We start from the raw sequence: 23,776 nt of genomic DNA on the forward strand, positions 1-23,776 counted from the left end.
CGCTCGTCGCCCGATCTCCGCGGCGCCCGAGATCGCGGGCCGCGCCGGCGCTCCGCGGCAGATCGCGCGACGGCGGCCGCCGCCGGGCGAGGACGCCGCGCAGCGACGCGACCCCTCCGCGCGTCGGTCCTCGCTGGCACGTCGGGTGCACAGGCGCCAGGCATGCCCAACGACTTGCTTCTCTGCGACAACGGACGCTCGGAAAACCTCGGCGAGCTCGCCGAAGGTGCGCTGGTGGAGGCGATGATCGCGGGGGACGAGCGCGCCTGGCGCGCCTTCCACGCCCGCTACGATCGGCTCGTCCACCGCTGCATCAGCGGCGTGATCGCCCGCTTCTCTGCTGTAGTCGCGCAGGACGACATCCGCGACATCCACGCTACGCTGCTCGTGCAGCTGCTCTCGAACGACATGCGCAAGCTGAGGAGCTTCGACGCGGGCCGCGGAACGCGGCTGAGCTCCTGGATCGGCACGCTCGCCGTCCACTGCGCGTACGACCATCTGCGCTCGAGGAGGCGCGCGCCGCGCTGTGCCCCGCTCGACGACGCGGCGGTCGAGCTCCCCTGCGAGCGCCCCTCGCCGCAGGAGCAGGCCGAGCGCCGCGAGCGCGCCGCGCTCGTGGGGCGGGTGCTCCACGCCTTCTCCAACAAGGACCGCGAGTTCGTCGCGCTCTACTTCGCCGAGGGCCTGCCCCCGGAGCAGATCGCGGAGCGGATGGGGATCAGCGTGAAGACGGTGTACTCGAAGCGCCACAAGATCCAGAGCCGCCTGGAGGCGATGCTGTCCAGCGTCAGCCTCGCGGCGTGACGTTTCCATCCCCCGAAGGGGGCTCGGCGGCCGTCGGCCCTGTGGTATGAGCCGGAGTGGATGGCTCGACCGCCCCGCACCTGCTCCGCGCTCCCGCTCATCGCGGCCGCCGCCCCGCTGCTCGGCGCGTGCGGCGGCGGCGACGGAGACGCCACCGCGATCCCCCTCGCCGACGAGCGCGGCGGCGGCGCTCGCATCGCCGAGATCGTCGGTGACGCCGGGTGGCTCGCCCCGGAGGACGACGAGAGCCGGCGCTGCGCCGTGCCGCCCGCTCGCCGCGCGCACGTCACCGGCGCCACGATCGTCGCCATCGACCGCTTCGACGAGACCGGCGAGGGCGCGCGCGGCAACTACTACGTGCAAGACAGCGCCGACGAGCCGGTCCCCTACTCGGGGATGACGGTCTTCCAGCCCGCGTTCAGCCCCCCGGACCTGCGGCTCATCCCCGGCGACGTCATCGACGTGCTCGGCGAGCTCACCGAGTTCCTCGGCCCCTCCGCCGGCCGCTTCGGCGGCTGCCGCACCCTGCCCGAGATCGGCGGGACCTTGAGCTTCCGCTTCGAGGACCACCCCGCCGTCCCGATCCACGTGCCGCTCGCCCACCTGAGAGGCTACGCGTCGGCGCGCCCGTACATCGGCATGCTCGTGCGGGTCGAGGGCGTCAGCATCGCCGGCGACCCATCGAGCCGCGACGGCCGCTACGCGGCGTCGATCGACGTCGGGGCCGGCGTGCCCCCCGCCGACGTCCCGCGCCTCTCGAACGAGCTCTACGACCTCGAGCGCGAGGGGCCGCCCCTCGCGGACGGCGCCTCCTTCCGGTCCGTCACTGGCGTGCTCACCTACTTCTACGGCTTCAAGATCGCCCCGCGTTGCCCGGCCGATTTCCAGCTGGAGGGCGCGCCGCTGCCTTCCGACGACGCATGCGCTCCCTGAGGCCCGCGCTCCTCTCGCCGCTCGTCCTGCTCGCGGCCTGCGGCGGCGCGGCGCCCGGCGGCCCGCCGGCGCACGCGCTCGCCTCGACGCCCGAGGGAAGCGTCGGGCGCATCGAGGTGCGCAACCTCGACGCCCGGCCACGGCTCACGCTCGTCTCGCGCGACGGCGATCCCGCGCCCGCGCTCGTCGTCTCGGTCGCGACCGATCTCGGCTCGGTCGCGACCACGGCGCTCGCCAGCGTGGTCGAGGCGCGCCTGCTCGCGGCCGGCTTCGACGTGGACGCGCGCATCGACCGCAGCGCCTTCCGCGTGCGCCTGCTCGTCAGGGACGCGGCGCGCGTAGCGCCGTTCCTGCGCGCGCTGTCGGCGGCGTTCGCGCAGCCCATCGCGGCCGGCAGCCCGGAGGTCGCCCGGGCGGCGGAGCGGACGCAGGCGCTCCGATCGAGCCCGCTCGACGCGCCGGAGCTCTCGCCGATCGCGGCGTGCACCGGCCAGCTGGGCCTCGCGGGCGCGGAGCCCGTGGTCGACCCGGCGACGCCCGCAGGCGCGCGGGAGCTCGAAGGGTGGCGCGCCGCGGCGCTGCACGCCGGGCGCACCTCGATCGCCGCCGTCGGCCCCGCCGCGTTCTGCGAGGAGGCGGCGCGCGCGGCGGAGGGCATCGACGCCTGGCCGGCGGGCAGCCCGCCCGCGGACCCCTGGCCGGCGGCGGACACGGTCGGCGTGTACACGACGAACCAGCTCGGGCGGCGGGCCGCCCGCGTCACCGTGGCCGCGCGTGTCGCGAGCCCCCAGGCGGCCGTCGCCGCGGCGGAGCGGCTCGGCGCGCCTGGGTCCCCGCTCCGCGCGCGCCTCTCGGCGCTCCCGTCCCCGTTTCGCGCCGTCGAGGTGCTCGGGGTCGCCCGCCCGCGCGGCGGCTGCGTGAGCGTGACCATCGAGGCCGCCGATCTGCCCACGGCCCCGGCCGTCGAGGCCTCGGCGGCGCTCGCGGCGGCGGTGGCGCGGCAGGAGATCCGCCGCGGCCTCTCGGCGCCGCCGAGCCCCGCCGTCGCAACGCGGCAGATCCTCACCGCGCAGGACCCCCGCGACGCCGGCGCGCGCGCCTCGTGGTGGGCGCTCTCCGGGAGCGCCCCGGGCGCGCCGCCGGAGCGGTGGGCGACGGCGCTCGGCCTCCCTCCGAGCGCCGACCCGCCGAAGCCCGCGGCGCCGGGCGAGGCCGGCGCGCGGCGCTTCGAGGCCGAGCTCTCGCGCGCGCTCGCGCCGGGAGCCCAGCCCGCCCTGGAGCGGCGGGCGCTGGTCGAGCGCGGGCAAGGCGAGGTCTGGGTCCTGCTCGGGAGCCCGTGCGGCGTCGCCGAGGAAGGGCTGTACGACGCCGGCGCGACGGCGCTCGCCGCGCTCGCCGCCGTGCAGACCCGGCGGCGCGAGCTCGACGTCACGATCGAGCCGTGGGTCACGGCGGATGCCGTCGGCGTGATCGCGCACGCGCCGTTCCGCGACGAGCGCGAGACCCCGGCCGAGCTCGGGCGGCGCGTGGCGAACGCCGCCGCGCGCACGGTCGCGGCGACCACGCTGGGCCCGGAGGCGCTCACGCTGGCGCGCGCCGCGGCGCTCCAGCACCTGGAGCACCTCTCCGGAGGGCGCGCCGCGGCGCTCGAGGCCTTCGCCTCCGCGATCGCGCCGGACCACCCGTCCTGGATCGAGCCGTTCGGCGTCTGGGACCGGGTGGCGAGCGGCGCGCTCGAGACCGTGCAGCTCCGCTGGCAGGCGCTCGCGACCGGCCCGCTCCGGCTCGCGGTCCTCGCGAACGCCGACGCTTCCCAGGCGGCCGCCGCGGCGGAGGCCGCCGAGCGCTGGCTCTCGCCGCGGCTCACCGCGCGCGGGTGCGGCTCACCGGACGGCGCTGTGGTGCCCCGGCTCGGTCACCACGACGCCCGCCTGCCGGCCGGGGCGTCCCTCTCGCAGGCCGTCGTCGGCGCGCGGCTCCCTGCGGCGCGCGAGGCCGCTCCCACGGCGCGCGAGCTCGCCGAGCTCACGGTCTCCGCCCTCAACGGCGAAGGCGGCCTGCTCGCGGCTGCGCTCTCTCCTGCGGCGAGCACGGCGTCCCCGGCTCCAGCCAGCGCGGCGCCGGCGAAGCGGCCGCTCGCGGCCCGCGCGAGCGCGCGCGTCCTCGGCGGGACACGCGCCGCGGCGCTCGCCGTCGAGATCAGGGCAGAGGCCGGCGAGCTGAGCGAGGCCTCGGCCCGCGTGAAGGAGCTCCTGGCCGGCCTCGCGCAGCGGGTGACCGACGCCGATCTCGGCCGCGCCGACGCCCTCCTCGCCCGGCGGGAGCGCGACGCGCTCGCGGAGCCCAGGCGCAGGCTCATCCAGCTGTTCAACGGCCGCCCCTCCCGCGCGGCCGCCGCGAAAATCACGCTGGCCGCGTGGCGCGCCTTCCTGGCGGGCGCGCTCGGCGCGGACGCGATCGTGACCGTCGAGGCCCGGCCCGACTGATCACTCCCCGCCGTCGAAGTCGCCGGCGTCCTCGAGCTCGGCCGTACGCCCGGCGCGGGTCGCCTCGAGGCCCTCGTCCTCGTCCTCGCCGTCCGCGCTCGTGGCCTCGTCCTCGTCCTCGTCCTCGTCCTCGTCCTCATCCGGCTGGGCCAGCACGGGGAGCCGGCGCTTGCCGACAGGACCCTCGTCGACGTAATCGCGCAGCGCCGACATGTCCTTCAGCGCCTCTAGCTTCGCGAGCGCCTTGACCTCGACCTGGCGGATCCGCTCGCGGGTCAGGTTCATGATCGCCCCCACGTCCTCGAGCGTCGTGCCGCCGCGATCCGCGACGTCGAGCGCGCACGTCTCGTTCATGTCCCAGACCTCGAGATCGGGGAAGTTCAGCTTGATGGCGCCCGTCCTGGCGGAGACGTCGAGATAGAGGTGGTGCTGGCACGAGACGTACGGGCACGGCCTCGGACCGTCGACGCACTCGGCGCGGGCCCGCGGCTTGTAGTAATCGGTCTCGGGGTAGAGCATCCGGCCGATCTCGAGCTCGCGCTTGGTCATGCGCTTGACGCTGATCGTCCGCGCCCGGATCTCGCGCTTCCGCCGCGACCTGCGCTGCTCGCGCGTGATGGCGTTCCCCGACTCCGCGGGGTCCGCCTGGAGCGCGAGCGCGCCCTCCACGACGGGCTCCGTCGAGCCCCCGGGGTCGCGATCGCCCTCCGCCGCATCCGCACCGTCCAGGCTGAAGATCTCGAGCTCGCTGTCAGACACCGTCGCCATGCGCTGCCTCCGTTTGGTAGCGTCTCCGCTCTCAAGCGCGCGCGTCTCTCCCCGTACGTCCGAGTCCCAGCTCGAACGCAGAGGGATCCGCTCCTTAAGCCCGACGTAAAGCCGGATGCCGTCCCTAAAAAATTGCGACGAAACGAGCCGATGCCCGTCCCGTCGATCGCATCAAACCCAGGCGGGGCCGCGCCCGCGGCCCCATCTACTTCACGACGACGAAAACCCCGCGACTCGGCCCCTCAAGAGGAAGCCGCCTGTTTCGTGAGCCGCGCCTGCGCCATCAAGCGCTCTTCTATCAACGCCAGCTTGGCGACGAGCTCCCGCGCGAGCGACTCCGCGCTCGCGAGGTCCTGGGCTATCGCCCTGCCGCTCGTCTCGCTCCGCCTCTCTTTGGCGGCATCCCTGAGCGCATTGAAGACCTTGGCCATCGTGCGCTCGAGCTCCTCGATATCACCTCTCACGAACAGGAATTCACGCTGGATTTCTTCGATGGTGTAGTCCTGGGCCATCATCTCTTTGATGCGCTGAACCTGGCGGACTACCGTGGCCGGATACATCCCCTGCGAGCCCTGGTGCTTGCCCTTGCGCCCCACCCGCACGCTGCGCGGGAGCAAGCCGAGCTGCACATACTTCCGGAGCGTCGCCTCGCTGAACTTGATGCCATGAGCCGCGAACAGCTCGAGGATATCGCTCGAAGTGATCCCCTGGGCGTGCTCCCGCTCGATGCGTTCAAGCACCTCCTCGGGGATCCTCTGCACCGGTCCTCCCATCGATTGCCGGAGGCCCTACCCAACCGACGCGGGCGACTCTATTCCACTGAATGGAATACAGTCAATTGACGCGACTACGATTATTGTGTGGCTGTCGCGAGACGCGGTGCTTTGCCGGGGTTCTTGACATGCCTCGGACATTTTTCGTCCGTCGGAACGACGCGTCGGCCCGCCCGGCACGGCGCAGGTCGGGGGCCGGGGTGGGAAAAAAGCGACGCTCGGTGCAATGGGTGCGAGCAAGGGGGCGCCCGACACCCAGCGGGGCTCGTGCAGCGGCATGCCCCGCACCCTGACACACATCGGTCCTTTCAGACAAAAGGGCTGATAGTCTCGCCGCCACCATGGCCAAGACCCTCGCCAGCGAGGGTCGGAGCTCGGCCTCGCCCGCCGCCCCCCGACCCGTCGAACGCGTCATCAGGGATGTCACCGCCCGGGGTGTCAGGATGCGGGTCCTGGTCGCCGGCGCGGGCAACGGCCCGGCGCTGCTCCTGATCCACAGCTTCCTCGTCAGCCACCTGGAGTTCGATGACGTGATCGACACGCTGGCCCAGCGGTTCCACGTCATCGCCCCGGACCTCCCGGGCTTCGGCGAGAGCGAGAAGCCGAGCCCGGCGCGGTACGCTTACGGCATCGAGACGTTCGCCGAGGCCGTGGCCGACCTCATCGCCGCCTTCGGCGTCGGCCGCGCGCACCTCGTCGGCCACGCGATGGGCGCCGCCGTCGCGATCACGCTGGCCGCCAACCACCCGGAGCTCGTGCAGCGGCTCGTCCTGGAGGACGCGCTCTGTTACCCGTTCCCGATGAGCTTCAAGATGAAGCTCCCGCTCCTGCCGATCGTCGGCGGCATCGTCTTCAAGCAGCTCCACGGCCGCGGCACGTTCCGGTCGTACTTCCGCGACGATGTGTTCCGGGCGGACGCGGCCGTGCCGCTGTCGCGCGTCGACCGGCACTACGACCTCTTCAACGCCCCCTCGGCGCGCGAGAGCGCCCACGCGGTGATGCGCTCGGTGCTCGACGCGCGCCCCGTCGTCGCGCGCCTCACCCGGATCACGGCGCCGACCCTCGTCGTGTGGGGGCGCGACGACCGCATCTTCCCGGCGGCGAGCGCGCAGCGGCTCGCCCGCGAGATCTCCGGCGCGATGCTCGAGATCATGGACGCCGGACACTCGCCCCACGAGGAGCGCCCGGGGGAGTTCGTCGCGCTCGTGACGCAGTTCCTCGAAGGGAAGCGGTGACGGCGGCGGCGCGCTGGGCTCGGCTTTCGCGCGGCGCGGCGCGAGCGGCCGAGCGCGCCGGGCGCGCCGTCCTCGGCGAGGACGCGGCGCGGCGGTTCCTCGGGGACCGCTCGGCGCTGCTCGGCCTCGGGATCGTCGCGCTGCTCTCGCTGTTCGCCGCGGTGGGGCCGGCCGTCATCGCCCACGACCCGAACGCGAGCGACTTCACCCTGGCCCGCGACGCCTCCGGAGCGCCGCCCGGGCCGTCGGCCGCCCACTGGCTCGGGACGGACCCGCTCTTCCGCGACCTGCTCGCGCGCCTCGCGCACGGCGCGCGGCTCTCCCTCGCCATCGCGCTCTCGTCGACCGCCCTCGCCACGGGGCTCGGGGCGCTCGTCGGCGTCACGGCCGGCATGGCCGCCGGCACGCGGGCGGACGCGCTCGACGGCGCGCTCATGCGGCTCGTCGACGTGATCCTCGCCCTGCCGTACCTCCTGTTCGTGACCGCGATCGGCGTCGCCGTGGGGCGCGCGGACGTGGGGACGATCCTGCTCGTGCTCGGCCTCACGGGGTGGACCGGCGCGGCGCGGGTGGTCCGGGCCAAGACGGCAGAGCTCGCGCAGCGCGATTTCGTGGCCTCCGCGCGCGCGCTCGGCGCGGGGCCGCTGCACATCGTCCGGCGGCACGTCCTGCCGAACGTCGGCGGGACGCTGCTCGCGCTCGCGACGATCAGCGCCGGGCAGATGATCCTCGCGGAGGCCGCCCTCGGCTACCTGGGCGTCGGCGCGCAGCCGCCAACCGCGACCTGGGGCCGCATGCTGCACGAGGCCGAGCCGTACCTCGGGGTAAGGCCGCTCCTTGTGGCCGCGCCGGGCTTCGCCATCGTGCTCGCCGTGCTCGGCTTCCACCGCGCGAGCGAGGGGCTCCGCGACGCGCTCGATCCGGCCGGCGCGGCGCTCCCGCGCGGCCGTCGCCTGCCTGTCGATCTGCTCGTCGCGGGCGCGGCGCTGCTCCTGCTCTCGGGCGGCTCGGCGGGCGGCGTCCGCGCTCCCCTCGGCGGCGAGCCGGCGTCCCGCGCGCCCGTGCGCGGCGGGACGCTGCGCCTCGCGACCACGGTCAACGCGCGCGCGCTCGATCCGGCGATCGCCTACGACGAGCTCTCGAGCACCGTCGCGGAGCTCGTCTTCGCCCGCCTCGTCGCGTGGGACCAGGGCGGCCGCATCACGCCCGATCTCGCGCGCGCGATCGAGGTGGAGCGCGGGGGGCGGACGTACGTCTTCACGCTGCGCGAGGGCGTGCGGTTCCACGACGGCGCGGAGCTCCGCGCCGCCGACGTGAAGCGCTCGATCGAGCGGACCCTCCACCCGAGGACGCCGAGCCCGGGCGCGAGCCAGTACGACATGATCGAGGGCTTCGCCGAGTACCGCGCGGGCGCGGCGCCGCACCTCGCCGGCGTGCGGGTGCTCGGCGACCACGCCGTCGCGATCGATCTGCGCGCGCCGGACGCGACGTTCCTGCCCCTCATGACGCTCGCGTTCATGGCGCCGGTGTGCCCCTCGTCCGGGGCCGCGGTCGACGCGGCGAGCCCGCCGCCGCCGTGCGGCGCCGGCCCGTTCCGCGTCGCGCGGTGGGACCAGGACGGCAGCATCGGGCTCGCCCGCCACGAGGGGTACTTCCGCCCGGGCCTGCCGTACCTCGACGCCATCGAGTGGCAGACGGGCGTGCGCGCGACGACCCAGCGCTACAAGTTCGAGGAGGGCGAGCTCGACACCCTGCGCGATCTGACCGCGATCGACGCGGCGGCCTACCGCGCCGCGCCCGGGTGGGAGGGGCACAGGCGCTGGCTGACGCGGAACAGGACCAACGCGGTCTTCCTCAACACCGAGCTCGCGCCGTTCGACCAGCTCGCCGTCCGGCGCGCGGTCGCGTTCGCCCTCGACCCCACCGTGCTGGAGAAGGTGCGCCCCGATCTGCTCGCGCTCGACCGGGTGCTGCCGCCGTCGATCCCGGGCCCCCCGCGCGACGCGCCGATGCGGCAGCACGACCTCTCGCGCGCGCTCGAGCAGATGGCCGCGGCCGGCTACCCGTTCGATCCGGCGACCGGGAGGGGCGGCTACCCGGGCGTCATCGACTACATCGCGGTCCCGGACACGCTGGAGCAGGCGATCGGCGAGATCGTCCAGCAGCAGCTCGCCAGGATCGGCCTCCGCGTCCGCCTGCGGCTCGTCAGCTGGGCGACCTACCTCGCCGAGGCCTCGCGGCGCCGCGCCGTCCCCATGGGCTGGGTCGGGTGGCAGGCCGATTTCCCCGACCCGGCGAGCGTCTTCGAGCCGACGCTCTCCACGCGCGCCATCCGCGACGAGGGCTCGCAGAACTACGCCTTCTTCAGCGACGAGGAGCTCGATCGCACGCTCGACGCCGCCCACGCCGAGCAGGATCGCGCGCGGCGCCTCGCGCTCTACGACCGCGCCGAGCGCATCGTCCGCGACCGCGCGCCGTGGGTGCCCACGTACACGGCGCGGCAGCTCGAGCTCTGGCACCCCTACGTGCGCGGCCACGAGGGCGCCGCCGCGCTCACGTCCCGCCTCCACGAGGTCTGGCTCGACCCGTCCGCGCGGCCCCCGGCCGGCGGAGGGCCGCGCGCCGCCGCGCCACGAACCGCGACGCCGCTCCGCGCGCTGCTCGCGCGCGCGGCCCTCCCCCGATGAGCACCACGCGCGCGCGCCGTGCCTCCACGCCCCGCCCGGGCCGCGCCTCCGCGGTGGGCTCCGCGCTCGCGCGCCTGCTCCGGCGCCTCGGCTGGGCCGCGATCGTCATCGCCGGGGTCACCGCCGTCTCGTTCGGGATAGCGTACCTCCTGCCGGGAGACGCCGCGCGGATGCTCGTCGGGCCGCAGGCCTCGGCGGCGGACCTCGAGCGCGCGCGGGCCATCCACGGGCTGGATCGCCCGGTCCCCGTGCAGTTCGCGCGGTTCGTACGGCGGCTCGTCCACCTAGGCCCCGCGCGGGGCGGCGACGGCAGCGGCGCTGGCCCCGACGCGGGCGCGCGCGCCGATCCGGAGCACCGCAGCTGCGCGGCGGGTCCGCTCGGCCTGCACGTCGACCTCGGGTACAGCTTCCACTACCGCAAGCCGGTCGTGGATCTGCTCGAGGCGAAGGTGCCGCGATCCGTCGAGCTCGCGCTGGCCGCCCTGCTGGTGCAGCTCCTGCTCGGCCTCTCGCTCGGGATCGTCGCGGCGGCCCGCCGCGGGACGGCCTGGGAGGACACGGCGCTCGGCGCCACGCTGCTCGGCGCCAGCGCGCCGACCTTCGTGCTGGGCCCCGCCCTCCAGTACGTGCTCGCCTACAAGCTCCGGCTCTTGCCCTACGACGGGTACGGCGCCACGGCGGCCGATCACCTGCGCTCCCTCGTCCTGCCGGCGCTGACCCTCGGCGTGTTCGGCAGCGCCCTCTACGCGCGCATCGTCCGCGAGGAGCTCCGGACGCTGCTCCGCCAGGACTTCATCCGCACCGCGCGGGCCAAGGGCGCCTCTCGCCTGCGCGCGCTCGTCGTCCATGCGCTGCGCAACGCGCTCTTGCCGCTCGCCACGCTCGCCGCGCTCGATCTCGGGGCGCTGGCGGGCGGCGCGATCGTCACGGAGAAGCTCTTCCGCTGGCCCGGCGTCGGGAGCATGGCGGTCGAGGCGCTCCAGAACCGGGACGGCCCGCTGATCGTGGGGACGGTGCTCTTCTCCGCGGCCACGATCGTGCTCGCCACCGTCGCGCTCGATCTCGCGGCCCTGGCGCTCGATCCCCGGCTCAGGTCGCGGTCGCGCTGAGCGCGGGCCGCACGCTCACTGCATGCCGGCGAGCGCGCGGCACTCGGCGCCGAGCGAGGACTCGGGCGAGGAGAGCTCGGCGCACTTGCGGAACGAGGCCCGCCCACCGCGCCCGGCTGCCTGCTCTGCAGCGCCGCGCAGGTGCCACGCCGCGGCGCTCCCCGGGGAGGCGGCCGTGAGCTGCTGCGCGAGCTGCACCGCCCTGCCGGTCTGCCCCGACTCCAGGGCGCGCATCACGCGCGCCGAGAGCGGCCCGCCTTCCTCGTCCGGCGCGGCTGGCGCGGGCGCGGCCGACGCGGACGCGGGCGGGGCAGCCGTGCGCTCCGGCTCCCGCGCCGGTGCGGCGGCCTGGCTCGCGGTCGCCGCCGCGCTCGGCGGCGCCGCGTGGGCGGCCGGCGCGTGCTCGGAAGGCGCTCCGACCGGCGCGATGGGTTTCGCCCGTGCGCTCGCCGAGGCTGGCGCGGCCGGCTGGCCCGCCGGAATGTCGGCAGGGGTCGTCGTGGAGAGCCCCGCCGCCGAAGCGGCGGCCGGCTCTCCCTCCGGCTCCGGCGCGGCCGGAGCCGCCGCGGTCGCGGCCGCGGAGCGCTGCCCGACCAGCACCTCCTCGGGCGAGGGCGCATGGACCGGCGCCGCTGGCACGGGGCGCCCCGTCTGGCCGACCAGCCACACGCCGGCGGCCCCGAGCGCGAGCGCCGTGACCAGGCCGGCGGCGATCCGCGCGATGCGGGCCCGGCGCTCTTCGTGGTGGGGCCCGAAGAGCGTGGCCTCGACGGCGCCGGCGGTCGTATCGGCGTCCTCGCCCGAGCGATGGTCCTGCGCCGCCATCCCCTCCGGCGCGACGGCCCCGCTGCCGAGGAAGAAGCGCTCGCTCTCGCTGATCGGCCCGGGATCGCCCGGGGGCGCGTCGTCCTGCGCCGCCGCGAGGCTCGCCGCCGGGGCGGCGCCGGCCGGCGCGGCGTTCGGCAGCGGCGGAGGCACTGCGATCGGGCGCGCCTCCGCGGCTTTCGCTTCGACGGGCGGCGGCGCCTGCGCCCGCTCCGCCCCGCGCGGGACGGCGACGGGCGGCGGCGCATCGCTCGGCGGGCGGGGGCGCAGCGTGGGGCTCGTCGAGGCCGCCGCGGCGCGCTCCTCGCCGGCGGGCGGCGCAACGCCTGTCGCCGCCGCTGGCGCGGACGGCGCCGACGCAAGCGCAGTCGGCGCCGCGGGCTCGGGCTGCGCCGCTGCAGGCGCCTCGGGCGCCGCTGCAGGCGCCGCGGGGGGCATAGAGCGAACGCGCTGCTCGGCGGGAGCGGCCGCGGCAACGGGCCTGTCGCTCCTCGTGGAGCGCTGCTTCTGCGCGAAGCTGCGCGGCGTCACGAGCGGTCGCGTGAGCGGGGCCTCATCGCTGCTCGCGAGCGTGGTGTCCTTCTCGAGATCGATCTCCGCGCGCGACCGCGTAACCCGCGCGGCCTCGGCACCCGATGCGGCGTTCCGCGGCGGCTCCGACGGCGCTCGGCCACCCGCCGCACCGGGGTGCGCCACGGCGTTCCGCGGCGGCTCCGACGGCGCTCGGCCACCCGCCGCACCGGGACGCACCACAGCGTTCTGCGGCGGCTCCGACGGCGCGCGGCCACCCGCCGCGCCGGGGCGCGCCACGGCGTTCCGCGGCGGCTCCGACGGCGCGCGGCCCGCTGTCGCACCGGCGCGCGCCGCCGCGGCCGACACGGTGCTCCGCGGCGGCTCCGACGGCGCGCGGCCACCCGCCGCGCCGGAGCGCGCCGTCGCGGCCGACACGGCGCTCCGCGGCGGCTCCGACGGCGCACGCGCCCCCTCCGGCGCGGACCGCGCCACGGCGGCGCTCGCGCTGGCCGCTCGGCCGACCGCCCCTGGCCCGTGCACCGCGCTGCGGGTCGTCACGGGGCGCCCGGGGGCCTCCGCGTCCGGGTCCCCCGCCGGCGAGTGCAGCTCGTGACCGGGCCGGGAGCGCGGGAGCACCGCGGGGGAGACCCGGGTCGAGAGCGGCGCCGGGACCACGGCGGCGTCCTCGAGGTCGTCCGAGCCGGCGTTCCCCGGGCTCCCGTCGGGGTAGTTGGAGCGCCGCGCGCTCGACGGCGACGAGAGCGGCGAGAACTCGTCGTGGAACGCCGTCTCCGGCTCGCTCGGCACCACGTCGTCGGGCGGGAGCGCCGCCGCGGGCACCAGCAGCCCCTCGAAATAGAGCTTCGAGATGGTCGAGAGCGTCGAGAGATCCTCGAACGGGGACGCGTCGACCACCTGCATCAGCGTGCGCTTGCCGTCGAACAGGCGCAGGATCCCGTTCAACTCGTCGGGGATCTCGTTCAGCCGCTCCAGGAGCTCTTCGCTGTCGACCTCGAAGACGGTCGCGAGCGACGGCAGCGCCTCGAGGAGGCGGCCCCACTCGTCGACGCGGCGCATCCCCTCCATGAGGAGGCCCTGCGTCGACGTCTCGATCCCGTCGGGGTTGTCGACCTTGCAGAACTCGACCTCGAACGTCCCCTCGTTCCACAGCAGCGCGCGGTAGACGGCCTCCTCGCCGCAGAGCCGGCCGAGCGTCGCGTCGACGACCTTGCCCTCGCGGAAATAGACCTGCGCCTCGTTGTCCGCGTGCGACAGGTGGACGATCCCGCTCTTCCGGCTCACCTCGAACGTCTGCAGCAGATCCACGACGTTCATGTCGAGGATCGACCCGGAGAACCTCGTCCGCCCCGTCGTCGAGAAGTGGCGCGTCGTGATCCCCTCGCGCGTCCGCCGCGCGAGGAGCAGCGTCACGCGCGCGATGAGCTCGCGCACGAAGATCGGCTTGGTGAGGTAGTCCTCGACGCCGAGCTCCAGCCCGCGGATCTTGTCCTCGATGGACCGCTGGCTCGTGAGGAAGACGACAGGGATCGAGGCCCAGTCGGCGTGCTCCTTCATCTTGCGGACGAGGGCATATCCGTCCACGTTGGGGAGGCGCGTGTCGCTGAGGACGAGGTCCGGCGTGGAGACCTCGAGCTTCGCGAGAGCGTCCGCTCCGTCCTTCGCGGTGGTCACGCTGTAACCGGCCTTTTTCAGGCTGACCTCGAGGACCCGAACGCTGCGCGGATCCGCGTCGACCAGGAGGAGCTGTTGCTTGGCCACTAGAGGTTTCCGCCTCGCGAAGGATGGCGAGCCAGAACGGACGCTGTCAAGCGCTCCGCCCTGAGCGTCGCCGCTGCCGTCGATCGCTTGTCCCGCGGCCGCGGGCCCGGCGCTCGACGTCGTCCATCGTGCACACAGGACGGCGGGGAAGGCCAGGTTTCGTCGCGCGCCGATCGGGCGATCAGCGCTTCCAGGGATCGACGATATCGCCGGTTGCTTGCGGCCTTACCATGGAGGCCGTGGGCGCCGTGGTCGCCGCCGGACGGCCCGTCGCCGCGGTCGGCTTCGCCGGGATCGGGACGGCTGTGCCCTGGGTGCGGGGCGGCTCCTGCGCGAGCGGCGCGGGCGCAGCCGTCGCGGCCGCGGTCGCGACCGCGGGCGGCTCGTCGATCGCCCTGGCAGGCGCTGTCTCCGCCGGGAGGGCGCCGGGAGCGCCGGCGGAGGCAGCCTCGGGCGGCTCCTCGGCCGCCGCCTCGGGCGCCGAGGCGCGCAAGGCGCGGACGCCGAGGGCGATGACGATGGGCACGAGGACCGCCGCGAGCGCGATCGCCACGCGCGCGGCCATCGAGAGCGGCTCGGACGGCTCCGCGGGCGCCTGGACCGGGGCGAGCATCTCCTCGTGCGCGCGCGGCCGTATCGACTCGTGCGCTCGCGGCCGGATCGACTCGTGCGCGCGCGGCCGGATCGACTCGTGGCGAGGCAGCTCGCCCGGGGGCGCGACGGAGACCCCGCGGCCCGGCGGATCGAGGGCGAGCTCGATGGCCTCGACGAGGTCGGCCATCGAGGAGAAGCGCTCCTCGGGGTTCTTGGCGAGGCAGCGCATGACGATCGGGCCGAACGCGCCGAGCGTGGTGGCGTCGGGCATCACCTGCTCGAGCGGCTCGGGCGACATGTACATGTGCTTGGTCAGCACGCCCATGTACGTGTCCGCCTCGAAGGGGACGCGCCCCGCGAAGCACTCGTACATGAGGACCCCGAGCGCATAGATGTCGGCGCGGGCGTCGATGCGCTTCCCCTCCGCCTGCTCCGGGCTCATGTAGTGCGGCGTCCCGAACACCATGCCGATGCGCGTGAGCCGCTTGCCGCCGGTCACCTTCGCCACGCCGAAATCGAGCAGCTTGACGAACTCCTGATCGCCGTTGCGGACGAGGTACACGTTGTCGGGCTTCAGGTCGCGGTGGATGACGCCCGCGGCGTGCGCAGCCCCGAGCGCCGCGGCGCACTGGAGCATGATCTGCCCGACCCTGTCGGCCGGCAGCGTCTTCTCGGTGCGCAGCAGCGACGCGAGGGAGGTCCCGGAGAGGAACTCCATGACGAAGAACGGCAGCTCTGCCTGCCCCGTCTCGACCTCGATCGCGCCGAAGTCGCTCACGGCGACGATGTTGGGGTGGCCGATCGCCGCGGCCGCCTTGGCCTCCTGGATGAAGCGGGCGACGAGCTCGGCGTCCTGCGCGATGTCGTGCCGGAGCACCTTGAGGGCGAAGAGGCGGCCGAGCGACTTGTGGCGCACCTCGTACACCGTCCCCATCCCCCCTTCACCCACGACCGCCTGCACCTCGTAGCGGCCGTCGATGGTGCGCCCGAGCATCGGATCGGCCGACGGGTTCCAGTCGGGCGCGTCGGCGAGCGGGTCGCCGTCGAACGGGCAGAAGCGGGAATCGCCGGAGAAGGTCTGCTTGCAGGTCGGGCAGCGCCGCGCGCGCGGGGTCTGCTTCGCCCTCCCCCGGCGCGCCGGCCCGTCGAAGCGCGCCGGCAGCGGCGGGATCGCCGGGCGCGCGTCGACGGGCGCTCGCAGCGTATCCGCGCGCGGCGGCACGTCGCTGCGGAACGCCGCATCGCTGCGCGGCGGCACGTCGCTGCGGAACGCCGCATCGCTGCGGAACGGCACATCGCTGCGCGGCGGCACGTCGCCGCGCGGCGGCACATCGCTGCGGAACGGCACCTCGCTGCGGAACGGCGCATCGCTGCGCGGCGGCACGTCGCCGCGCGGCGGCACATCGCTGCGGAACGGCACCTCGCTGCGGGGCGGCACATCGCTGCGCAGCGGCGCGTCGCTTCGGGCTGGCGGCACATCGCTGCGCGCCGGAGGCAAATCGCTTCGGGCTGGCGGCACATCGCTGCGCGCCGGAGCCTCGGCAAATGGCTCGTCTCCGTGCAGCCGCGGGATGTCTTCCCGATGGAACAGCTCGGCAGCCTCGGACTCGCCGGCGGTCATCTCGGGCTGAGCATCCCCGGCCATGCGGAGCGTCACTGGCACCCCATCGAGTCTAGCCGAAAGCGCGCTCAGTGGTTCGGATCAGATGGCGCCAGTTTGGCGACCGCCGTGGAGCGCCCCCCCGAGGGTCGCCGCGCGCGGCGGACAGCGCGCCTGGAAGGACTCAGATCTCTTCCAGAATCTTCGCCTTGCGGGCCTGGAACTCCTCGTCGGTGATGAGGCCCTTGCTCTTGAGCTCCCCGAGGCGCTCCAGGCGCTGCTCGATCGACGGCGCTGCGGCGGGGGCAGCCTGCGGCGCGCCCGGATAGCCCTGCGGCGCGCCCGGATAGCCCTGCGGCGCGCCCGGATAGCCCTGCGGCGCGCCCGGGTAACCCTGCGGCGCACCCGGCTGCTGCATGTGCGGCGGCACGAACTGAGGCTGGCCCTGCGCCGCGAGCGCGGGGTTCATCGCCTGCGCCAGGCCGGCGCCGATCGCCACCTGGGCGCCCAGCCCGGCGACGCCGCTGCCGTCGCCGCCCTGCGCCATGCCCTGGCCGGCGCCCATCATGGCCTGGCCGGCGGCGTAGTTCTGCCAGTTGCCCGCCAGCTGCTGCACGTACCGAGCGTCCTGCTGGAACCGCTGGTCGAGCTCGAACTGCTTCGCGCGGGCGGTGTCCTGCGCGACGCCGACGCCGCGGCGCGCATCGCCGCGCGCCTTGTTCGCCTCGCGGAGGAGCTTCTGCTCTTCGGCCGAGAAGTTGATGTTGAAGTTGCCGATCTCGAGGATCTTGCAGCCGATCTCCTCGAGGTTCGGCGCGGACTGCACGATGCGGGCGCCGAGCTCCAGGCTCATGCCGCCGAGGTTGAGCAGGCTCTTCTGCTGCTGCGCGCAGACCTGGCCGATCACGGTCTTCACGCTCATGAAGAACTTGCCCTTGATCCAGCTCAGGACGACATCGTTGTCGCCGCTGCCGCCGCACTGCCCGTGGTACCCGACGACGAACCGCACCGGATCGACCACGACCAGCGAGAACTCACCGAAGATGCGCGGCGTCACGAACTCGAAGAGGACGGGGTCCTCCATCGACTCCAGCGGCCCGCCGAACGGCACGCCGCGGACCGGCTGCGTCTTGACGAAGAAGATCTCGGCGATGAAGACGTCCCCGCCCGTGAACTTGTTGACGAGGTTGTTCAGGAACGGGATGTTCTGGGTCTGGAGGGTGTGGCGCCCTGTGGGCAGGTAACCCATGTACCTGCCGTCCTTGAAGAAGAGGGCACACTCATCGCTGTCGACCGTCAGCTGCGACCAGAAGGGGACGTTCTGATCCGGGTGCTTGTAGACGATGAGATGCTTCGCCGCGTCCGGGCGCGCGATCATCATCTCGCGGACGCCGCTCTTCACGAAATCGAAAATCCCCATGTCGCGCTCCTCTTCGGTGTGCTCGGTGTGCTGGGTGTAACGGACCTGCCGGTCCCCTGCCCCCCGGGACCTCGGGCTTCATTCCGGCAGGCGGCGCGCAGGGCCCGCGCCGTTCATTCTCCGTTGACGATCGCCGCGCCTTTCAGGCACACAGCGGCCTCAGGATAATCCGCAGATCGCAGGGCAGCAATGCCCGCCGGGAGGACCGTATGCCCGTTGCTCCGCTTGCTCTGCCAGCTCTGCTTGCTCTGCTCGAGCCGCTGGGGCCACATGGGGCCGCGCCGGCGAGGGCGCCTCGATGACCGCGCCGATCGACGTCGGCGCCCTCTCGGCGCCCGCGCAGAAGCTGGCGCAGCCGAGCGCGCCGCAGAAGCTCAGGGAGATGGCGGCGCGCGGCATCGCCCCCGGGCTCAAGCCGGGCGAGGTCGTGACGGTGCTCGTGCTGCTCGCCTCGCGCGAGGAGGAGCCGGCCCGCGAGGCCGCGGAGAAGACGCTGGCGGCGCTCCCCGAGCCGCTGCTCCAGGGCGCGCTCGGCGCGGATCTGCAGCCGCCGGTCATCGATCGGCTGGCCCGCGCGTACGCGGACCGCCTCCCGGTCGTCGAGAGGCTCTGCGCGATGCCGGGCATCGCCGCGGAGACGCTCGAGGAGCTCGCGCGGACCGGGGGCGAGGCGGTGACGGAGCTCATCGCCGTCAACGAGGAGCGGCTGCTCAAGAACCCGCGCGTCATCGAGAAGCTCTACCTCAACAAGAACACGCGGATGTCGACCGCAGACCGCCTCGTCGATCTCGCCTCCCGCAACGGGGTCGAGCTCACGGGCATCCCGGCGTGGCGCGAGGTCAGCGTCGCGATCAAGGACGAGCTCATCGCGGAGCCGTCGCCCGAGCCCACGCCGGACGACGTGCTGTTCAGCGAGACGCAGGCGCTCGCGGAGGCCCTCGCGGCGGACGAGCCGGTCGACACCCACGTCGAGGACGAGGAGGGCAAGGAGGAGATCAAGGAGCAGTACGTCCCGCTCTACAAGCGGCTCGCCGACATGACCATGTCGCAGCGGATCCGGCGGGCGATGCTCGGCTCGCGCGAGGAGCGCATGCTGCTCGTGCGCGACTCGAACCGCCTCGTGGCCAGCGCCGCCGTGCGCAGCCCGCAGATGCAGGAGGAGGAGGTCGTCCTCATCAGCCGCAACCGGAACATCTCGGACGAGGTGCTGCGGATCATCTCGACGACGCCCGAGTGGCTGAAGAGCTACACGGTGAAGCGGAACCTCGTGGAGAACCCGAGGACGCCGGTGCTCGTCGCGACCCGGCTGGTCCAGCACCTGCGCGAGTCCGATCTCCGGGGCATCGCGAAGAGCAAGAACGTGACGTCGCCGGTGAAGGACGCCGCGAGGCGGCACCTCGAGCGGCGCAAGAGCTGAACGGGGGACGAGCGATGAGCGACCTGGTCCGCTTCGGCGTGGCGATGGATCGCGCGCTGCTGGCCGACTTCGATCGGCGCATCACCGCGCAGGGCTACGAGAACCGCTCGGAGGCGCTGCGGGATCTGGTCCGCGCCGACCTGACGCGCGCCGCCCTGGACGAGGGGGCCGAGGTGGCGGCCACGCTGACGCTCGTCTACGAGCCCGAGGTGCGCGAGCTCGTGCTGCGGATCTCCGAGCTGGAGGAGCGGCGCGCGGGTCTGGTGGTCTCCAGCCTGCTGGTCCGCCTCGACGCGGACCGGCTGCTCCAGGTGATGGTGCTGAAGGGCCGCGGGCAGGAGCTGTCCGAGCTCGCCGGGCAGCTCGCCGGGGCCAAGGGGGTGCTGTCCTGCGCGCTCACGCCGGCCGCGGCGCTGCCGGGGGCGGCGCGCCGGTAACAGGGGCCGGCGGCCGGCAGCAGGGCCGACGCGGCGGGGCGAAGGCCGTCACTTGCGCAGCTCCACCACCGTACCGGCCCCCTGGTTCGCGCAGCAGACGTCGCCGTCGTCGACCGCGATGGACCTGGAGCCGCTGATTTACGCGTCGTCGCCGGGGCTTTCAGCCACCTTCACCGTGGTCTTGGGCGGGTCGACGATGAACGTCACGAGGCGCTCCTTGGCCTCGAACTCCTGCCGGTAGATCACGGCCGAGCGCTTGTACTTGAAGGGGCCGACGCGCACCCGGTGCCAGAGGCCGCGGCCCTTCACGTACGCCGGCTCGACGTACGCCTTGTGCCCGCGCCGGCGCAGGGCCGCCGCGAAGTTCTCGGCGTCGGTGGGGTCCTTGAACGAGCTCACCTGGAGCTGGTAGCTGCCAGGCCCTCCCCGCTCGGTCTCGGGCCCCTCCTCGCGCGACACGTGGCGGGCCATCGCCGTGAGCGTGTCGTTCGGGGCGACCTCGCCCCCGGAGGGCCCGAGCACGTGCTGCGCCGGCAGCGGGACCACGGGCAGCCGGTCCGCGGCAAGCGGCGGGGCGGGCGCGGCAGCGGGCGCCTCGGCGGAGGCGGCCGCCTTGGCCGCCCGCGGATCGCGCACGGCCTCGAGCGCTGTCGTCGGGTGCTCCGCGTCCGAGAGGACCGCGGGGAACGTCACGTCCTCCCCGATCGTGGCGGGGCGCGGGGCCGGCTTCACGCCGGCCGGGTGGGCGCGCGCGACCAGATCGCCGAGCGGATCGGCGTTGACCGGCCGCTCGCGGTGCGGGGCGCGCAGGAGCGCCACCGCCGCGAAGACGATGCACGCCCCGCCGAGCGAGGCCAGCACCAGCGCGCCCGCGCGCGACGGGCGAGCCCCGGGATCCTCTTCCTGGATCTCCTCGAGGTTCCGCACCGCCCCGGTGTCCATGCTCTCGCCCTTGCTGCGCCTCATGCGTCCTCCTCGCCCCGTCTACCCTGCCCCGCCGCCGACCAACAACTTTCGTGTGCTACTTTATCCTACATCCCCCGGACGGGTCCGGTCTCTGCGAGCGCTCTCGGGCGAGCGCGCGCTTCGGCGGGGCCGGGCAGCCTCGCATGCGCGGCGCGCGCGAGGAAAGTTCTCGGCCGGCGCCGGGCGCGCGCTGCCCGCCCTGTTCCCCCGGGCTTCGTCCGCGGTGAGCCGTCCCGCGACGCTGCCGTGACTCAAGGGGGCCGATCGGATCACGAGGCGGCAGGAGGCGTTCGGTCATTCTCAGCGGAGCCCCACGACCATGGTGATGCGCGCCGGCGCGCTCGCCCCCCCGCGACGGCTCGGCGTGGTCGCCTACGCGAGCGACGAGGCGCTCGTGGAGGGCCTCCGCGCGAGGCATCCCGCCGCGCTCTCCGCCTTCCACGAGCGCTTCTCCGGGCACGTGCTCCGCGTCCTCGGCCGGCTGCTCGGCGGCAGCCGCGACCTCTCCGACGCTCATCACGACGCCTTCGTCCGCGCGCTGTCCTCCCTCGACACCTTGCGCGATCCGGCAGCGTTGAAGGCGTGGATCACCTCGGTCGCCGTGTTCACGGCGCGGACCTGCATCCAGCGGCGCGCGCGCCGAAAATGGCTCCTCTTCTTCGCCCCCGACGAGCTCCCACCCCTCGTGGAGCCCCCGTACCAAGGTGAGGCCCACGAGGCGCTGCGCGCTACCTATCGCGCGCTGGAGCGGCTCCCGGCCGACGAGCGCATCGCGTTCGCGCTGCGGCGCATCGAGGGGATGAACCTCCAGGAGGTCGCCGACGCGTGCGGCGTCTCGCTCGCGACCATCAAGCGGAGGCTGGCCCGCGCCGAGGTCCATTTCCTCGAGGCGGCGCGGGACCAACCCGCCCTCGAGGAGTGGCTGAAGGGAGGCGCGCCATGAGCGATCCTCCGTCGCTCGATCGTCTTCGTGAGCTCCGCCGGGCCCAGGATGAGGAGCTCGCGGCGCAGGATCTCGATGGTGCGCGCCAGCGGTTCCTGGAGGTGGCGGCCGGCGGCTCGTCCCGTCCCGGGGCTGCCCGCCTCGGCCCCGCGCGTGCTCGGTGGATCGCGCCCGCGGCCCTCGTGGCGCTGGCAGGAGCTTGCGCCGCGCTGCTCCTCGTCCTGCTCCCGTCGTCGCGGTCGCTCTCGTTCGCGGTCGGCTCGGCGCAAGGTCAGGTCGGGGCGTGGATCGCCGCCGGCGCGGACGCTCCTCTGGCGGTCGCCTTCTCGGACGGCACGTCCCTGGCGCTGGACGCGAACGCCCGGGCGCGCGTGGTGGCCGCCGACGCGCGTGGCGCGCGCGTGCTGCTGGAAGGCGGCCGGCTCACGGCGACGGTGACCCACACCGCGACGAGCGCATGGAACTTCGACGTCGGCCCGTTCGACGTGCTGGTCACCGGCACGCGCTTCGAGCTGAGCTGGTCCCCGGTGAGCGAGGAGCTCAAGCTGGTGCTGCGGGAGGGCTCGGTCGCCGTGTCGGGGCCGCTCGTTGGGGGGCGACGCACCGTCGCTGCGGGCGAGACGCTCGATGTCTTCTGCAAGGAGCAGCGCTTCGAGCTCACGCGCGGGGAGCTGCCCGCCGCCGCCCCACCTCCGCCGCCTTCCACGCGCGTCGATCAGGCAGCCTCCGAGCCGGCCCCCGCGGCGACCGGCACCAGCGAACGAGCGAGGACCGCGAAGGCCGCGGACGCCTCCCCGCGCCCGCCGAGCTGGCGCGATCTCGTGGCCGGCGACAGGTACCGAGAGGCCATGACCGCGGCCGAGGCCGAGGGCTTCGACGGGCTCGTCGCCCGCGCGAGCGCGGCGGATCTGCTGATGCTCGCGGACGTCGCGCGCTTCTCCGGGAAGCCGGATCGCGCCGCGGCGGCGCTCACCGCGGCGCGGAGCCGGTTCGCGGGCTCGGGCGAGGCGGCGAAGGCCGCCTTCCACCTCGGCCGGATGGCGTTCGACCAGCGGCGATCGTACGCCGAGGCCGAGCGCTGGTTCCTCGTGTACCTCGAGGAGCAGCCGGGCGGCTCCTTTGCGCAGGAGGCGCTCGGGAGGGTCATCGAATGCCGGGAGTCGATGGGCTCGGCCGGCGAGGCCCGCGAGGCCGCGCGCCGCTACCTGGCGCGGTATCCGGCGGGGCCGCACGCCGCGCACGCCAGGGATCTCCTCGAGGGAGAGTGAGTGCGGTCTCGAAGGCCGGCTCGCGCGGCGCACGGCCGAGCCTGGGCGCTCGGGCTCTGCCTCCTCGTCGCCCCCGAAGCGCGCGCAGCGCCGCCAGAGCCGCCGCCGAAGCCGCCGCGCCCGAAGGTCGTCCTGATCGCCGATCGCCGCTCGGACCCCATCATGGCGCGCGTCTACGCCGAGCTCGCGACGCTCGGCTTCACGGTGGAGGTCGTGAGGGTGCGAGGCGCCGATGCGCCCTCCCACGGACCCATCGAGACGAGCGCGCGCGAGGCCGGAGCGGCGGTGGCGCTCCGCGTGGCGGAGGTGCCGGGCGGCGTCGAGGTCTCGATCGACCAGGGTGCGACGGGCAAGTCGGTCCAGCGCACCGTGATGGCCGACGATCCCGCCACGGTCGCGATCCGCGCGGTGGAGCTCCTGCGCGCGAGCCTCCTGGAGGTGCGCTCTCCCCCGCCCTCGCGGGGCGAGGTTGAAGCCGATCCGGCGGCCCCCGCCGTCGTCGACGCGCGAGAGCCGCCGCCGGCCAGGCCCGCGCCCGTCGCCGCCCCCCTCCCGCGAGCCGACGGCGCCTCCCAGGCGCGCCCTCCTCCGCCATCCAGGCCAGGCGCGACCGCGAGCGCACCGGCGACGTTCGGCGTCGGGGCGGCGCCGGCGGTCCTGTGGAGCCCCGGCGGCGTGCCCGCCACCCCGATGCTGGACGTGTCGGGGTACGCGATGATCCGGCCTCGACTGGGGCTCTCCACCTTCGCCCAGATCCCGCTCGCCACCGCGAGCCGCGAGGGCAAAGAGGGCACGCGGCGCGTGTGGGTGGCCCTCGCCTCCCTGGGGGTGCGCGTCCCGCTCGGCCCCACCGACGCCGCGTGGCAGCCTTCGATCGGCGCGGGGCTCGCCGCCGCCTGGCTGCACGTCGAGGGCGAAGGCCGCTCGCCGGGGTACGTCGGCAGGTCGAAGGACGCGTACGCGGTCGCGCCGTACCTGCGCGCGGGGCTCTCGTTCGCGCCGACTCCACACCTGCGGATCAGCGAGCACCTGCTCGCCGGGATCGCGGCGCCGCGCATCGTGATCGACGCCGCAGGCCGCGCGACCGACACGTGGGGTCGCCCGTTCCTTGGCGCATCTCTCGGGGTGGAGCTCGTGCTGCCATGAGCCGAATTGGGCAGCTTCCGTGACCTCAGCGCAGACCATCTGGACGCCGGGCGCCTCGGCGCTCGGCGTGGAG

At 74.6% G+C, this 23,776-nt stretch carries 17 protein-coding genes; 11 read left to right on the forward strand and 6 right to left on the reverse strand.

Translation table 11 applies throughout. The features are described from left to right. Positions 1-162: 162 nt before the first annotated feature. The 3 genes from POL72_RS29360 to POL72_RS29370 are packed head-to-tail and all read left to right on the forward strand — an operon-like array spanning position 163 to position 4,223. Entirely contained in the window at positions 163-804 is a 642-nt protein-coding gene (locus tag POL72_RS29360; protein WP_272099302.1) for an RNA polymerase sigma factor, read from the forward strand. 60 nt (positions 805-864) lie between these two features. Continuing rightward, positions 865-1,737, forward strand: a complete 873-nt coding sequence (locus POL72_RS29365) for a hypothetical protein (protein ID WP_272099304.1) — start codon at positions 865-867, stop codon at positions 1,735-1,737. Then, a complete protein-coding gene (locus POL72_RS29370; protein ID WP_272099306.1) occupies positions 1,725-4,223 on the forward strand; it encodes a hypothetical protein in 2,499 nt (832 codons plus the stop codon). Before POL72_RS29365 ends, POL72_RS29370 begins: the two co-directional genes overlap by 13 nt. On the opposite strand, the gene POL72_RS29375 is transcribed toward POL72_RS29370, so the two are convergent. Together POL72_RS29375 and POL72_RS29380 are read right to left on the reverse strand one after the other, a co-directional pair. Further along, positions 4,224-4,991 carry a sigma factor-like helix-turn-helix DNA-binding protein gene (locus POL72_RS29375; RefSeq protein WP_272099308.1) on the reverse strand — a complete coding sequence of 256 codons (768 nt, stop codon included), beginning with the start codon at positions 4,989-4,991 and terminating at the stop codon, positions 4,224-4,226. It lies immediately after the preceding gene. 242 nt (positions 4,992-5,233) lie between these two features. Continuing rightward, entirely contained in the window at positions 5,234-5,752 is a 519-nt protein-coding gene (locus POL72_RS29380; protein WP_272099309.1) for a MerR family transcriptional regulator, read from the reverse strand. Positions 5,753-6,207: 455 nt separating this feature from the next. Between POL72_RS29380 and POL72_RS29385 the strand changes: the two genes are divergently transcribed. Genes POL72_RS29385 through POL72_RS29395 form a run of 3 tightly spaced genes read left to right on the forward strand, consistent with a single transcriptional unit; the run spans position 6,208 to position 10,795 of the window. Next, positions 6,208-6,999 carry an alpha/beta fold hydrolase gene (locus POL72_RS29385; RefSeq protein ID WP_272099311.1) on the forward strand — a complete coding sequence of 264 codons (792 nt, stop codon included), beginning with the start codon at positions 6,208-6,210 and terminating at the stop codon, positions 6,997-6,999. Beyond that, positions 6,996-9,686, forward strand: coding sequence for an ABC transporter substrate-binding protein (locus POL72_RS51340; protein ID WP_272099313.1), 2,691 nt, complete (start codon positions 6,996-6,998; stop codon positions 9,684-9,686). The genes POL72_RS29385 and POL72_RS51340 overlap by 4 nt, the downstream gene beginning before the upstream one ends. Next, positions 9,683-10,795 carry an ABC transporter permease gene (locus POL72_RS29395; RefSeq protein ID WP_272099315.1) on the forward strand — a complete coding sequence of 371 codons (1,113 nt, stop codon included), beginning with the start codon at positions 9,683-9,685 and terminating at the stop codon, positions 10,793-10,795. Before POL72_RS51340 ends, POL72_RS29395 begins: the two co-directional genes overlap by 4 nt. A 15-nt stretch (positions 10,796-10,810) precedes the next feature. On the opposite strand, the gene POL72_RS29400 is transcribed toward POL72_RS29395, so the two are convergent. The 3 genes from POL72_RS29400 to POL72_RS29410 all read right to left on the reverse strand — a co-directional run bounded on the left by POL72_RS29400 (position 10,811) and on the right by POL72_RS29410 (position 17,526). After that, on the reverse strand, positions 10,811-13,912 hold the full coding sequence (locus POL72_RS29400; protein ID WP_272099317.1) for a response regulator: 3,102 nt from the start codon (positions 13,910-13,912) through the stop codon (positions 10,811-10,813). 181 nt (positions 13,913-14,093) lie between these two features. Beyond that, a complete protein-coding gene (locus POL72_RS29405) occupies positions 14,094-16,151 on the reverse strand; it encodes a serine/threonine protein kinase (RefSeq protein ID WP_272099318.1) in 2,058 nt (685 codons plus the stop codon). Positions 16,152-16,290: 139 nt separating this feature from the next. Beyond that, positions 16,291-17,526, reverse strand: coding sequence for an SPFH domain-containing protein (locus POL72_RS29410; protein WP_272099320.1), 1,236 nt, complete (start codon positions 17,524-17,526; stop codon positions 16,291-16,293). Positions 17,527-17,824: 298 nt separating this feature from the next. Here POL72_RS29410 and POL72_RS29415 point away from each other — a divergent pair, with 298 nt between their 5' ends. Further along, complete coding sequence (locus tag POL72_RS29415) at positions 17,825-18,943, forward strand: hypothetical protein (RefSeq protein WP_272099322.1); 1,119 nt, start codon at positions 17,825-17,827, stop codon at positions 18,941-18,943. Positions 18,944-18,957: 14 nt separating this feature from the next. Next, on the forward strand, positions 18,958-19,380 hold the full coding sequence (gene nikR / locus POL72_RS29420; protein ID WP_272099324.1) for a nickel-responsive transcriptional regulator NikR: 423 nt from the start codon (positions 18,958-18,960) through the stop codon (positions 19,378-19,380). A 138-nt stretch (positions 19,381-19,518) separates the two neighbouring features. Here the strand turns inward: nikR and POL72_RS29425 are convergent, their stop codons facing one another. Further along, positions 19,519-20,346, reverse strand: a complete 828-nt coding sequence (locus POL72_RS29425; protein WP_272099326.1) for an SPOR domain-containing protein — start codon at positions 20,344-20,346, stop codon at positions 19,519-19,521. Between the two features lie 319 nt (positions 20,347-20,665). On the opposite strand from POL72_RS29425, the gene POL72_RS29430 reads away from it, so the two are divergent. From POL72_RS29430 to POL72_RS29440, 3 genes are read left to right on the forward strand one after another with little or no spacing between them, the layout of a single operon-like run. After that, on the forward strand, positions 20,666-21,289 hold the full coding sequence (locus tag POL72_RS29430; RefSeq protein ID WP_272099328.1) for an RNA polymerase sigma factor: 624 nt from the start codon (positions 20,666-20,668) through the stop codon (positions 21,287-21,289). Next, positions 21,286-22,557: a tetratricopeptide repeat protein gene (locus POL72_RS29435; protein ID WP_272099330.1), complete on the forward strand. Its 1,272-nt coding sequence runs from the start codon at positions 21,286-21,288 to the stop codon at positions 22,555-22,557. The genes POL72_RS29430 and POL72_RS29435 overlap by 4 nt, the downstream gene beginning before the upstream one ends. Beyond that, positions 22,558-23,703: a hypothetical protein gene (locus tag POL72_RS29440; protein ID WP_272099332.1), complete on the forward strand. Its 1,146-nt coding sequence runs from the start codon at positions 22,558-22,560 to the stop codon at positions 23,701-23,703. The last annotated feature ends 73 nt before the right edge of the window (positions 23,704-23,776 follow it).

The sequence above is a fragment of the Sorangium aterium genome, from assembly GCF_028368935.1.
Classification (GTDB): domain Bacteria; phylum Myxococcota_A; class Polyangia; order Polyangiales; family Polyangiaceae; genus Sorangium; species Sorangium atrum.